Below are 13,742 nucleotides of genomic sequence, written 5' to 3'. Positions count from 1 at the left end.
GAGAGGAAGGTGAGGGAGCGGCGCAGGGTGGTTGCGTCTGCTACCAGGAGCAGAGCATCTGGTATGGCTTCGCTCCCTAGTTCTCCGCGGAGGTGTTGTACTACTACTTCTTCGTCGGGGCTAGCCGGTGTGAGGGCGTAGGTTCCGGGGAGGTCGGTGAGGGTGACGGGGCCGGTGCTGGTGCGTGCGGTGCCGCGGGAGCGGGTGACGGTAACACCAGGGTAGTTACCGGTTTTTGCGCTCAGCCCGGTGAGGCGGTTGAAGAGGGTGGATTTTCCGCAGTTGGGGGAGCCAAGGAGGGCAACTTCTGGTCTGCCGGCTAGGACTTTCCCAGCGGCTTCAGTGTGACAACTCATGGGCTTAGCTGACCGTGATGAGGGCGGCTTGCTGTTTGCGTAGGCAGATGTCTGTGTCGCAAACACGGAACATGAGTGGTGAGCCTAAGGGGGCACGGCGCAGGCATTCTACGGTGGTTCCTTGGCGGAAACCTAGGTCGTGTAGACGTTGAGCTGCTGTCTGGTCGGCACCCTGGCAGAAACCGGATACGGTAAAGGTTTGGGAGGTTCGGGCGGTAGCGAGGGTGGGGTCTGCCGATTTACCGGGCTGGCCGGTGGTTGCCTTCTGCTGAGGGGCAGGGCAAAAGCTCATGGGCACCTACTTCTAAGGTCTTCTGGCCCCTGGGTGGGGCAGGTTAGGTTGTCTTAACTACCTAACATTGTTCTCCTCAAGAAGACATTTGTCCATTAGGGTATGAAATTTTTTCTTATTTTGCTGAGTTGCGGTTATGTCTCATATACGGAAAACAACCGTAAGACCCAGTAATAGCTGAGCTGTATGGAAACCGCATAGATTGTCTCAGCCCTTAGATTTTAGGGCCGGGCCTCTTGTAGAGTGAGTTTCAACAGATTCTTACGGAAGGTGACAAGTAATGAATGATGAGCTGCGTCAGGTGACCGTTGATGAGGTCCCTGCAGGCGCCAAGATTCTTGATGTGCGTGAGGACTATGAATGGGTAGAGGGGCATATTGAGGGTGCCCAGCATATTCCCCTCGATGAGGTCCCTGAGCGTTATGGTGAAGTCCCCCTTGATGAGGATGTCTATATTATCTGCCGGGCCGGTGGCCGCTCTTTGCGCGCCACTGCCTACCTCACCCAGTACGGTTTTGACGCTATCAACGTCATCGGGGGTATGGGAGCCTGGCAGGACGCTGAGAAGCCCATGGTTTCTGAGACCGGCCAGATTCCGCAGGTGCGCTAACCTGCCTGTACCGGCTGGGTTGAGGTTCTTCCTACCGGTATAAGCCCCATATGAGGCGAGGCGCCGGGTTTACCTGTGAAGGTAAACCCGGCGCCTCGTTGTGAGTTCTGATAAGGCTCAGAACCTGTTACTTCATCTTGCGTCCGCGAACGAGCTTCTCGTTGGTGAATTCAAGCAGACCCCACTGAGTGAGTTCACGGCCGTAGCCTGACTTGTTGATACCACCGAAGGGCAGGTCAGCCTGGGTAACCAGGTGCTCGTTGACCAGGGTCATACCGGTAACGATCTGGTCAGCAACCTCCAGGCCGTGCTCCAGATCGGAGGTCCAGACGGAGGCCTGCAGGCCGTATTCGCTGGCGTTAGCGAACTTGATGGCTGCTGCTTCGTCCTTAACCTTGTAGACAACCAGGGCGGGGCCGAAGAGTTCGTTGCAGGAGAGGTCGGCGTCGAAGTCGACGTCGGTGAGCAGGGCGGGGCTCATGAACCAGCCGGGGCGGTCGAGCTTCTTACCGCCAGCGTGCAGGGTTGCGCCTTCTGCTACAGCCTTCTCGATGCGTGCTACTGCTTCATCGCGTGCTGCTTCTGAGGAGAGGGGGCCCATCTGGGTGTCGGGGGCGTCTGCGTCGCCGACCTTGACGTTTTCAACGGCGGTCTTAGCTGCTGCGACGAATTCGTCGTAGATGTCTTCTACAACGATGACGCGCTTGGGTGAGACACAGACCTGACCGGCGTTGAGGAAGCGGATGTTGGCCAGGGTCTGAGCAACTTTGCTGACGCTTTCAACATCTGCAAGGACGATGGCGGGGTCGTTGCCGCCCAGTTCCATCATGGACTTCTTGAGGTGCTTACCGGCCAGTTCAGCAACGGAGGAACCTGCGCGCTCTGAACCGGTCAGGGAGACACCCTTGACGCGGAAGTCCTTGAGGACCAGTTCGATGTCGCTGGTGTCCAGGTAGAGGTTCTGGTAGGCACCTTCGGGCAGGCCAGCGTCGATGAGCAGCTTTTCAAAGGCGGCTGAGGAGACGGGGCAGATGGAGGCCTGCTTCATGAGCATGGTGTTACCGACCAGCAGGTTGGGTGCTGCAAAGCGGGCCAGCTGGTAGTAGGGGAAGTTCCAGGGCATAACACCGAGCAGAACACCGAGGGGTTCGTGGCGAACAAGGTTGACCTCTGCACCCTTGGCATCCAGGGGGGTGTCTTCAAGGTGCTTGGGGCCTTCGGTGGCGTACCAGTTGAAGATGTCCACGACGAGCTGGATTTCGCCCAGAGCCTCACCACGGGGCTTACCCATTTCGCGGCCGATGATTTCTGCCAGTTCTTCCTTGCGCTCTTCAAAGAGCTTGGCAGCGGAGGTGAGAACGGAGATACGTTCTTCCATGCTGCTGTCCTTCCACTTGAGGAAGGCCTGGTGGCCGGTTTCGATAACGGCAGGAATCTCGCTAGCAGGCAGTGACTCGAAGGTCTGCTCTACTTCGCCGGTGTTGGTGTTGGTGAGAGCGTAGTTGCTCATATCTCTCCTTTTAAAAACGTTGCACACTTTATTGGTAGGTAAGCGTCCTTGCTCACAGAAGTGTGTCAAAGGGCTACTCTACTCTGAATATGTGGGCCAATGTCAACCCATCTCATCATAAGGAGTGTTCTGGGTACAGTAATAGTGAAATATTTACTGAACTCGGTGGCCGATAGAATAAGGTAAGTGACTTCCTCTGTCTGTAGAGCTTTAGAATTTGATTGCGACCCAGCCCTAGCTTTCTCTGTGATTGCTGGTTGCTGCCCCTATGGTTTTTGGCTTGATTCTGCCCGCGCTGAGTCGCCCATGTCTCGTTTCTCCTATATAGGTGCGCCCTTGTGTGGGGGAGTGTTGCGCTATGAGCGGCCCGGCCAGGTGGACCTTGTGGATGCTCAAGGGCGTCCCACTCGCACCCTGCCGGGATCTATCTGGCAGGCGCTGCCCAACTTTTTAGAGGCCGCCCCGCACCCTGCGGCAGCTGAGGGTAAGGACGCCCCACCGGCCGACGTCCTGCTCGGTGGCTATGTGGGATTTATGGGCTATGAGGCCCATGCTGATTTAGAGGTGACAGCCTTTCATCAGACGCACCCGCAGCGGCTGGCACGCACCCCCGATGCCCTCTGGATGCCTGCTAGCCACTACCTGATGTATGAGCACGGTACAGGCCGTTCCTGGCTGGTAGGCCCTGAGCCCTGGGTTGAAGCGACCGCCCGCCAGCTGCAAGAGGCAGCTGTAGCAGGGCACCTGCCCCAGGAAAAAGAGGTGAAAGTACCTGACCTCCCTGATTTTCCCTTGCCAGATAGGGAGCACTACCTCAGCCAGGTGCGCCAGTGCCAGCGCGAAATTTTTGAGGGCAACAGCTACGAAATCTGCCTGACCGCCGAAACGTCCCTGCGCTTACCTACCCCGCTCAGTGCTGAAGAGCTCTTGGGCCTTTACCGGCGTCAGCGCGCAGTAAATGCCGCCCCCTACGCGGCTTTCTTGCGGTGCGATGATTTTACGGTGCTTTCCTCTTCCCCAGAGAAGTTCCTTACTATCTCTGCTAGTGGCCAGGCTGAGGCCAAACCTATTAAGGGCACGGTGGCCCGGGCAGCTAGTGCCGAGCAGGATCAGCAGGCAGCTAACTGGTTAGCCTCTGACCCTAAAACCCGGGCAGAGAACCTGATGATTGTGGACTTACTCCGCAATGACCTCTCCATGGTTTCTTACCCTGAGAGTGTGCGCGTGCCGGTGCTCATGGGCGTAGAAACCTATTCGACGGTGCACCAGCTCGTCTCAACTATCACCGCCCAGCTACGCCCAGGCGTCACCGCCTTGGACGCGGTGGGAGCTTGCTTCCCTGGTGGGTCCATGACCGGCGCCCCCAAGGCTGCCACGATGGCTATTATTGACCGGCTGGAGGGCCGGGCACGCGGAATCTATTCGGGGGCCCTGGGCTATTTGGGTGCGGACGGTTCGGCTGCCCTCTCTATTGTGATTAGGACGCTGGTAGCCCACCATGATGGCCTGCTCACCCTGGCCGCTGGTGGGGCTATTGTGGCTGACTCCGACCCGGTAGCCGAGTATGAGGAGATGGTCACTAAGCTCAGGGCCGCCACCCCCTAAAAAGTGAAGGTACCCTGTGAAAAGTGGCAGGCACTTGCACTTTTCGCAGGGTAAATATCTCTTGGTCTACTAGACTAAAAGCATGACTAACCTCTCTGCTAAACTCCCCATTGAAGAAGCCCGCGAACGTCTGCGTGAGCTCATCTCCGAACTGGCCGTTGTGCGCGGCAAGGTAACCTTGGCCTCCGGTAAAGAAGCCGATTACTACGTTGATCTGCGCCGTATTACCCTGCACCATGAGGCCTCCCGCCTGGTGGGTCAGGTCATGCTTGATTTGATTGACTCTGCTGGTATCGAATTTGATGCCGCTGGTGGCCTGACCATGGGCGCTGACCCGGTTGGCCACGCCATTATGCGCACCGCAGGCGACCAGGACCGCGCCATTGACACCTTTGTTGTCCGCAAGGCCCAGAAGTCTTACGGTATGGGCCGTCAGGTTGAAGGCCCCTCAGTTGAAGGACGCCGCGTCGTAGCCGTTGAAGACACCTCCACCACCGGTGGTTCTGCCCTCACCGCCGTTGAGGCCCTGCGCAAGGCAGGTGCTGAGGTGGTCGCTGTTGCCGTTATTGTTGACCGTGCTACTGGCGCTAAGGAGCACATTGAAGAGGTTGCCGGTGTGCCCTGCCTTTACGCCTACTCCAAGAGTGACCTGGGCCTGGACTAAGTGGCAGACCAAGAAATAACCGAACCCGAGCGGGAAGTTGGTGTTGGCCCCTGGGAGGGCGAATGGCCAGAAGGTGACCACTGGGACCCTGAGCTTTTGCGTGAGGGCGACCGCCGCAACGTCCTGGATCACTACCGTTACTGGAGTATGGACGCCATCATCGCCGACCTGGACACCCGCCGCCACTCCTTCCATGTGGCTATCGAAAACTGGCAGCACGACCTCAATATCGGCACCGTAGTGCGCACCGCTAACGCCTTTTTGGCTCAAGAAGTGCACATTATCGGTAAGAAACGCTGGAACCGGCGCGGGGCCATGGTTACCGACCGCTACCAGCATGTGCGCCACCACCCCACCGTTGAGGACTTTGTCACCTGGGCGCGGGCAGAGGGGCTAGCCATTATCGGTATCGATATTTTCCCTGACTCCAAACAGCTAGAAACCTATGACCTGCCCAAGGACTGCGTGCTGGTCTTTGGGCAGGAGGGCCCTGGCTTGTCGGAGGAAATTCATGCCGCCGCTGAGGCGACTCTCTCTATTGAGCAGTACGGCTCTACCCGGTCTATGAACGCTGCAACTGCCGCTGGTATTGCCATGCACGCCTGGATCCGCCGCCACGAGTTCGGCCAGCAGGTCAGCTAGTGGCGCCGGCTGGCGTCCGCTGCTGCTAAGTGTCCATGAAAGTCGCTCAGGGTCTACGAAAAGTGTGGGCTTTGCGCGACTCTCGTGGGCCTTTGCATTTCTGCAAAAACTTTCTACCAGAAGTATTTTATTCATGTAGCACCAGGTCTAGACTAGCTACATAAGCCCCCAAGAAAACACAGAAACAAGCAGCATGAACACCAGGCCACACCCCCACAACAAACCTAACCCGGGCCCACCAGAACCCCACCTCCCAGCCAGTAGCAGCCCCCGCAAACTCCTCATAGCACTACTAACCCCACTCTTCATGGCCCTCATGGCCATCTCCGTAGTTAACGTCGCCCTCACCCCCATAAGACACTCCCTCGACGCAAGCTCCAGCCAAGCCCAATGGGTCGTCTCCGGCTACGCTCTAGCCTTTGGCGTACCCCTCGTAGCCTCCGGACGCATAGGGGACGCCACCGGCCGCCGCCGCATGTTCATAATCGGCGTATCCCTCTTCACCCTAGGCTCCCTTATCAGCGCCCTGGCCCCCACCATCGAAATCCTCATCGCCGCCCGCGTCCTCCAAGGCCTCGGCGCAGGATTCTTCAACCCCCAAACCACCGGCATCATCCAAGCCAACTTCACCGGCCAAGCCCGCGCCCGCGCCTACGGCATGTTCGGCACAGTAGTAGCACTAGCTGTTATCGTCGGCCCGGTACTCGGAGGCTTCCTCATCCAAATCTTCGGCGACGCCCTCGGCTGGCGCATGATGTTCCTCGTCAACGTGCCTATCGGCATCACCGGGCTGCTCCTAGCCCGGCTCTGGGTGCCCAATGACACCGCGCTCGCACCCGGCCACCGGCGCGCCCACTTGGATCTAGACCCTATCGGCATGACAGCCCTAGCCCTCGCAATTTTTGCCCTGCTCTTCCCCTTCGTAGAACGCAGCGGCAACCTACTCATCTGGGCCTGCCTGCCCCTGGGTCTGGCCCTAATCGCCTTCTTCGTCGCCTGGGAAAACCGCTATAAGAGGGCCGGGCGCCCACCCATGCTGGATATGGACATGGTCACTCAACCAGCCTTCCGCAACGGCATCATGATTGTGACCCTCTACTTCCTGGGCAACACCAGCGTCTGGCTAGTTATCCCCATCTACCTACAAAACCACCTGGGCCAAAGCGCGCTCATGGCCGCCCTGATTACCATTCCCTCATCCCTGCTCTCTGCCTTCGCATCTCCCTGGGCAGGACGCCGCGTCCTGGCCAGGGGCCGCCGCATAGTCATGCTGGGCTTTGGGCTCTCCCTCACCTCAACCCTGGCCACCATGCTCACCGTCACCCCCGTAGAACAAGGCCAACTACCAGTCTGGGCCCTAGCTGTGCCCCTGATCCTGCTCGGTGCAGGCGGTGGCCTGGTCATCTCACCCAACCAGACCCTAACCCTGGCGTCCGTACCCGTAGCTATTAGTGGCGTGGCTGGCGGTGTGCTCTCCCTGGGTCAGCGCATGGGCACCGCTATTGGCACCGCCATCATTCCCTCCATCCTCTACGGCCTGGTAGAAGCTGACGCCCACTGGAACATTGGACTCATCGCCTCCTTTAGCGCTATTGTCCTGACTCTCTCCCTCGGTCTTGCCTTTACCATCGCCGACCGCCGCCGCGAAATCCGCGAAAGTAACACACCCGGTCAGCTTGCTTCATAAAAGTGCCTATCAGGTACAGTAAAGACATTCCTGTACACATACACCGCCCAGGCCTACTGTTTCTCCCCGAGAACAAAAAACTGCGGCATCAGCACACAATGGAGTGAGGTTGAGATGAACAAGCCCCACATCACCGGTGACCACCTGCAAAAATACAGTGCAGCACCCACCCAGTCGATAGACCAAATTCACCGCTCTAGCGGCTCCCAAGCACCAGAAGTAGAACCAGGCGAACGCACAAAACGCCTTCTAGGTTTCTTCGGCGGCCTACTAGCAGCCCTCCTCATCTACTTCATCATGCCCAATGAGGCCCCCGAAGCTGCCCGCCTCACCGCAGCCACCGCCGTCCTCATGGGCGCCTGGTGGATGACCGAAGCCCTCCCCATCCCCGCCACCGCCCTACTGCCGCTCGTCATTTTTCCCGTCTTCAACGACGACGTAAAAATCAACGACATCGGCGCCAGCTACGGCAACAACATCATCTTCCTCTTCATGGGCGGCTTCCTATTAGCCCTAGCCATGCAACGCTGGAACCTCCACCGCCGCATCGCCCTCCTGACCCTCAAAGTCATGGGCACCAAACCCTCCATGATGGTCGCAGGCTTCATGCTCGCCACCGGCTTCCTCTCCATGTGGGTCTCCAACACCGCCACCGCCGTCATGATGATCCCCATCGGCGTCTCCGTGCTCATGCTCATCGCCCAAGCCAGCGACAACCCCGACCTAGACATCAAGGACGGCGCCGCCCCCACCGACAGCTCCGTCAAAGACGTAGTCACTAAGTCCAACTTCGGAACCGCCCTCATGCTCGGTATCGCCTACGCCGCCTCCATCGGCTCCCTGGGCACCCTCATTGGCACCCCGCCCAACACCCTACTAGCTGGCTACATGGCAGATACCCACGGCGTACACATCGGTTTCGGCCAGTGGATGATCGTCGGTGTGCCCCTCTCCGTAGTCGTACTCATCTTCTGCTGGTTCCTGCTTACCAAAGTGCTCTTCAAGCCCGAAATTAAAGAAATCCCCGGCGGTAAGAAGCTCATCGCCAACGAATACGCCAAACTAGGTGCCATGAGCTCAGGTGAGCTGCGCGTACTCATCATCTTCATCGCCGCAGCCCTGGCCTGGATCTTCGTGCCCGTCATCTGGGCCGAATCACCCCCTATGACCGACGCCGGTATCGCCGTCACCGTCGGCCTACTTCTCTTCGCCCTGCCCGCCGGTGGTGCCGCCAAGAAAGGCGTGCGCCTCATCGACTGGGACACCGCAACCAAGCTACCCTGGGGCGTCCTGCTCCTCTTCGGTGGCGGCCTGGCCCTCTCCGGCCAGTTCACTAGCTCCGGTTTGACCCAATGGATCGGCGACTCCATCGGCGCCCTGGGCACCCTGCCCCTGCTGGCGATCGTGCTTCTGGTGACCACCGGCGTCATCTTCCTCACCGAACTCACCAGTAACACCGCCACCGCAGCAACCTTCCTGCCTGTCGCCGGTGGTATCGCCATGGGCATGGGCTATGATCCCATGCTGCTCGCTATCCCCGTCGCCCTGGCCGCAACCTGCGCCTTCATGCTGCCGGTAGCAACCCCGCCCAACGCCATCGCCTACGGCTCGGGGTATGTGACCATCGGGCAAATGGTCAAAGGTGGCCTCTGGCTCAACATCTTCTGCATCGTAGCTATCGTTGCGGCAACCATGACCCTGGCCATGTGGATTTTCGCCCTCTAAGTGCGAGAAAGTAACCCTCACCTAAACCCATAGAAAACCAAACATCTCACCCCGGTCAATACGAGAAACCGGGGTGAGAGTCTTTAAAAATCCCGCCAACACCATGGTTTCATGTGGGATTATGTGAGAAATTAATGTGGGATACCTACCCCCTCACACCCAGCCCCTTGATAGACTAAACAACAGGCAGGCGCTCGCCCCACCACGTCCTAACACGCACCCGGCGCAGCGCCAACCCCCACCAGGCCACCAACCGGGTGGGCCCACCGACAACCAAGGAATCAGCATGCCTATCGCAACCCCAGACGTCTACGCAGAAATGCTCGAAAACGCCCGCACCAAGGGCTTCGCATACCCCGCAGTAAACGTCACCTCCTCACAGACCCTCAACGCAGCTATCCGCGGCTTCGCAGAAGCAGGCTCAGACGGCATCATCCAGGCCTCCACCGGCGGCGCCGCCTACTGGTCAGGCGCCAGCAAAAAAGACATGGTCGTTGGCTCCCTCGCCTTCGCCGCCTACGCCCGCGAAGTCGCCAAACAATACGACGTCAACATCGCCCTCCACACCGACCACTGCCCCAAAGACAAGCTCGAAGGCTTCGTCCTGCCCCTCCTGGAAGAATCAGAGAAAGCCGTAGCCCGCGGCGAAGACCCCATCTTCAACTCCCACATGTGGGACGGCTCCGCCATCTCCCTGGAAGAAAACCTCAAAATCGCCCAAGAACTCATTGAGCGCACCTCTAAAGCCAAGCAGGTACTGGAAGTTGAAATCGGTGCTGTCGGCGGTGAAGAAGACGGCGTTGAAGGCGCTATCGACGACTCTCTCTACACCACCGTTGAAGACGCCATCAAAACCGTTGAAGCCATCGGCCTCGGCGAAAAAGGCACCTACATGGCAGCCCTAACCTTCGGCAACGTCCACGGTGTCTACAAGCCCGGCAACGTGCACCTGCGCCCCGAACTGCTCAAAGAAATCCAGACCGAAGTTGGCGCCAAGTACGGCAAGGGCGACAAGCCCTTCTACCTGGTCTTCCACGGCGGATCAGGCTCCACCGAACAAGAAATCGCCGATGCCGTCTCTTACGGCGTCATCAAGATGAACATCGACACTGACACCCAGTACGCCTTCACCCGCCCCGTCGCCGACCACATGTTCCGCAACTACGACGGAGTGCTCAAGGTAGACGGCGAAGTCGGCAACAAGAAGACCTACGACCCCCGCGTCTGGGGCGCCGCCGCCGAAGCTGGCATGGCCGCTCGCATTGTCGAAGCTGCCCAGCAGCTCGGCTCTGCTGGCACCTCCGGCAAATAAGGCCCTGTAGCTAGGCGCACTAGCCTAGACCAAAGGCGCCGGACGCTCCCGCTTGTGCGGGGTGCGTCCGGCGCCTTTACTTTCTGTGAAGTGGCATGTGCTTGAGGCGTATTACAATGCAGGAAATAAGAAAACAAGATACAATAGAAACAACATTCATCCCCGTAGCGCATGGCCTTGTATAAAGGTGGATTTGATTCGTCAATCGCGTGTGCTACGGGGTATTTATATAAAATGAGAGCATGGCTCTACCCTCCGATCTTCCTCCCCGCACGCTAACGAACGGCAAACCCTGGCTCAGCCTTGAAGACCAGGTCTCTAAATTTGAACAACGCGGGTTAGACCTCACACCAGATGAGCGTAAACAACTGGAGGGATTTTTAGCTACACAGAACTACTACAGGTTCAGCGGCTACTTCAAACAACTCATTGATACGGCATTACCCGATACATTTCGCCAAGGCACGACTTTGGAGCAACTTCTGGCTGTCTACCGAATAGATAGTCAGATTCGTTTACTCATCTTTCAAGGGGTGCAAGTTCTCGAACCAATTATTAGGACTCGGGTAGCCTACCGTCTTGCTGATGGCGGTGTTGAAGGCCCTACCTATTATCTTAAGAAAAAGGCTTACGAGCCCTCACGGCCGAGCAACAACCCACCTCAGGGCATGGGCAGTAAAGAGTGGGCCCGTAAGCACACAGGTCTTGTACGCACACGAGATTCTCTCCTGCACAGTATCCAAGAAACCTTAGGTCGCGAGGAGCTATACCTCAGGCATTTTCAGCAAAGAGAGCAAGACGTCCCACTGTGGGCAATGGTAGAAGCTCTTTCCCTGGGCGATCTTTCAAAGATGGTAAGTACCTGGAAAAATACCAATCAGATTGAGCGGTTGATGAAAGACCTAGGGTTTAGAAGCGCCCCTGAATTGCGCCGTGCGGTGGGTAACGTGAACTTCTTCCGTAACCTATCTGCTCATCACAATCGGCTCTGGGGCAGACGTTTGACTAGGACGGTTGCGCTCTCACCGTGGAAAGGTAACTCCCTATTTCCTTATGAAGGCGCTCCTACTGAATCACCCTTGCACATTTTGCGTCTACTTGTTGATTGGGTGGATTTCGTGCAAGGAAATAATGATTACTCGAAACGACTGTGGGCGACAGTGCAGGAAGAACCAATCTATGAAGAAGGAATGAAGAACCCCCGCCTGTAAGAAAGATACCTCGCTAGACTATGCTAGGCCTCGATACCGATCTTGCCGCCGTCCTCACGCCAAACAACCACGGCAGCCGGGCGGGGCACGGTACCAGGGCCATCAGGCCACGAAGAAGTGGTGTTCTCAACAGTGGCGTCATCACCCTCACCAGGGTGCTGAACATTGACCATAACTCGCTCATCAGTCACGATAGGGCCACACGTCTCAGCATCAACCGGCACAGTCAGGAAGCACTTAACCTGGCCACGGTTCTCACCCTGAGTTTCCACACCGTAGAGACCATCGTGAGTGCCCAGGGCATTGCCATCAGTAGAAATCCACAAGTTACCGTGGGAATCAAACGCCAGGTTATCGGGGCAGGAGATAGGGGAAACCTTGGACTTATCGAAGCCACCAAAATAGGAGTAAGCCTCAGCCGGGTCGCCACAAACCAGCAGAACGTTCCAGGTGAAGCTAGTGCCGGCATGGTCGTCATCTAGCTCCATGAGCATACCGTTCTTGTTCTCACGGATGGGGGCGTACTCGGTGGGCTCTTCCTTTGACTTGGCGGCGTTATCGCCGGTGGCCCCGCGGTACTTATTGTTAGTCAGCGCCACATAGGTGAGGCCAGTGACCGGGTTGGTCTGGAAGTCCTCAGGGCGGTCCATCTTCGTTGCCCCCACAGTATCTGCTGCTAGGCGGGTGTAGACGCAGACCTCCTCAGGGGTGAAACCCTCAACATGGGAGGTGGCGCTGCCGTCCTCTTCCACAGTGACCAGGGGGTGCCAGGTGCCGGTGCCGTCAAAGGCGCCATCCTTGGGGAGGGTACCTTCCCCATCAATTTCGGCGGCGGGGGAGTTACCCTGCAAGGACGCCACATAGAGAGTACCTGCGTCCAGGATAGTCATGTTGTGGGCAGTGTCGCCTTCTTTGACCTTGCGGCTTGAGACGAACTTGTAAAGGTACTCGAAGCGTTCGTCATCACCGGAGTAGCAGACCACGGTGCCGTCATCGGTGATGTGCACGTTGCCAGCCTCATGCTTGAAACGGCCTAGGGCAGTGTGCTTAACGGGGGTGGAGTTAGGGTCGAAAGGGTCAATTTCGACAATGTAGCCGAAGCGGTTGACCTCGTTAGGTTCCACGCTCAAGTCAAAACGGGGGTGGAACTTCTCCCACTGGCGCTCGGTGGCTCCTTCCTTGATGCCCATGCGCTTAGTCGCCTCTAACTGGCGGCCTTCCAAAGCTTCAAGGTGGGCGAAGTACTGGTCCACATTTTCTTCACCAGAGAGGTAAGTACCCCAGGGGGTGACGCCACCAGAACAGTTGTTGAGGGTACCTAGCACGGTGGTACCTTCGGGGTCTTCCGTGGTTTTGAGCAGGTCAGACCCTGCCGCTGGGCCAGTGAAAGTGAAGGGAGTGGTGCCGGTGATACGACGGTTCAAGGGAGCCCCTACCAGGGCTTTGAGATCACCAGAGTTAGCGACCTTCTCTACCTCTAGGATGGTCTGACCGTGAGCTGCCAGACCAATATTGACCTGCTCCTCGCTGGGGTTCTCGGCATCGTAGTGGGGGTGCATCTGCGGTTCGGTGGTGTACTCGTGGGAGCAGACATAAACCAGGCGGTTACTGTCGGTGGGGTGCTCAAAGAGACCAGCGAAGTCGTTGTTGAAACCAAACTGGCGTTCCTGGGCGGCGGCAGTCTGCTTATTGACGTCGAACTCGGGTGCATCTGCAAAGATAGGGTCACCCCAGCGGATCAGCACATTGGAGGTGTACCCTGCGGGCACAACCACGGCGTCCTCAGTGTTGGGCTCAACGGGGGTGAACTGCAGGCCGGCACTGTTAAGAATCTCGGTCAGCGAAGGAGAAGCAGCAGCAGAAGTGGTAGCTGAACCGCTTGCCCCGGTCGCCCCAGTGGTATTGGGGGAGCAGGCAGTGACGCCCACAGCCAGGGTGAAGAGGCCACCTGCGCGCAAGGCTGAGCGGCGGGTGACATCACCAAAATACTCATTATTTGAGGTGTTGCTACATGCGCCCAAGCAGGCGTTACCGCACTTATAGGTGCAGGTAAGGAGGCTTATTCAAAAGTAGACACGCACCCCACACCCACCAACTAGACAACGGCCCCACCCGCGGCAAAAATATG

General features: G+C 57.9%; 12 protein-coding genes. 8 read left to right on the top strand and 4 right to left on the bottom strand.

Annotated elements, in window-relative coordinates:
- Together ACED87_RS09255 and ACED87_RS09250 are read right to left on the bottom strand one after the other, a co-directional pair.
- The coding region (locus ACED87_RS09255; protein ID WP_449090003.1) for a FeoB small GTPase domain-containing protein at nt 1–356 on the bottom strand (356 nt) is incomplete at its 3' end.
- Nucleotides 357–360: 4 nt separating this feature from the next.
- The gene (locus ACED87_RS09250; RefSeq protein ID WP_449090002.1) at nt 361–648 is read right to left on the bottom strand and encodes a FeoA family protein; all 288 of its coding nucleotides are present in this window, start codon (nt 646–648) and stop codon (nt 361–363) included.
- A gap of 280 nt (nt 649–928) precedes the next feature.
- On the opposite strand from ACED87_RS09250, the gene ACED87_RS09245 reads away from it, so the two are divergent.
- Nucleotides 929–1,258 carry a rhodanese-like domain-containing protein gene (locus ACED87_RS09245; RefSeq protein ID WP_449081366.1) on the top strand — a complete coding sequence of 110 codons (330 nt, stop codon included), beginning with the start codon at nt 929–931 and terminating at the stop codon, nt 1,256–1,258.
- Between the two features lie 127 nt (nt 1,259–1,385).
- Here ACED87_RS09245 and ACED87_RS09240 read toward each other — a convergent pair whose 3' ends face one another.
- Nucleotides 1,386–2,768, bottom strand: coding sequence for an NAD-dependent succinate-semialdehyde dehydrogenase (locus ACED87_RS09240; protein ID WP_449081364.1), 1,383 nt, complete (start codon nt 2,766–2,768; stop codon nt 1,386–1,388).
- A 186-nt stretch (nt 2,769–2,954) separates the two neighbouring features.
- On the opposite strand from ACED87_RS09240, the gene ACED87_RS09235 reads away from it, so the two are divergent.
- The 7 genes from ACED87_RS09235 to ACED87_RS09205 all read left to right on the top strand — a co-directional run bounded on the left by ACED87_RS09235 (nt 2,955) and on the right by ACED87_RS09205 (nt 11,614).
- Nucleotides 2,955–4,373 (top strand): anthranilate synthase component I family protein, encoded by a 1,419-nt coding sequence (locus ACED87_RS09235; protein WP_449090001.1) that lies wholly within the window; start codon nt 2,955–2,957, stop codon nt 4,371–4,373.
- Between the two features lie 82 nt (nt 4,374–4,455).
- Nucleotides 4,456–5,037, top strand: coding sequence for an orotate phosphoribosyltransferase (gene pyrE, locus ACED87_RS09230; RefSeq protein WP_449081360.1), 582 nt, complete (start codon nt 4,456–4,458; stop codon nt 5,035–5,037).
- A complete protein-coding gene (locus ACED87_RS09225) occupies nt 5,038–5,679 on the top strand; it encodes a TrmH family RNA methyltransferase (protein WP_449081358.1) in 642 nt (213 codons plus the stop codon).
- A gap of 193 nt (nt 5,680–5,872) precedes the next feature.
- Entirely contained in the window at nt 5,873–7,366 is a 1,494-nt protein-coding gene (locus tag ACED87_RS09220; protein ID WP_449081356.1) for an MFS transporter, read from the top strand.
- A 114-nt stretch (nt 7,367–7,480) separates the two neighbouring features.
- Nucleotides 7,481–9,091, top strand: coding sequence for an SLC13 family permease (locus ACED87_RS09215; RefSeq protein WP_449081354.1), 1,611 nt, complete (start codon nt 7,481–7,483; stop codon nt 9,089–9,091).
- A 286-nt stretch (nt 9,092–9,377) separates the two neighbouring features.
- Nucleotides 9,378–10,403: a class II fructose-bisphosphate aldolase gene (gene fbaA, locus ACED87_RS09210; RefSeq protein ID WP_449081352.1), complete on the top strand. Its 1,026-nt coding sequence runs from the start codon at nt 9,378–9,380 to the stop codon at nt 10,401–10,403.
- A gap of 242 nt (nt 10,404–10,645) precedes the next feature.
- Complete coding sequence (locus tag ACED87_RS09205) at nt 10,646–11,614, top strand: Abi family protein (protein ID WP_449081350.1); 969 nt, start codon at nt 10,646–10,648, stop codon at nt 11,612–11,614.
- Nucleotides 11,615–11,637: 23 nt separating this feature from the next.
- On the opposite strand, the gene ACED87_RS09200 is transcribed toward ACED87_RS09205, so the two are convergent.
- Nucleotides 11,638–13,635 (bottom strand): PhoX family protein, encoded by a 1,998-nt coding sequence (locus ACED87_RS09200; RefSeq protein ID WP_449081349.1) that lies wholly within the window; start codon nt 13,633–13,635, stop codon nt 11,638–11,640.
- Between the last annotated feature and the right edge of the window lie 107 nt (nt 13,636–13,742).

Source organism: Rothia sp. 32237D007AR, assembly GCF_053544675.1.
This window is presented reverse-complemented; position numbering and strand designations above follow the sequence as displayed.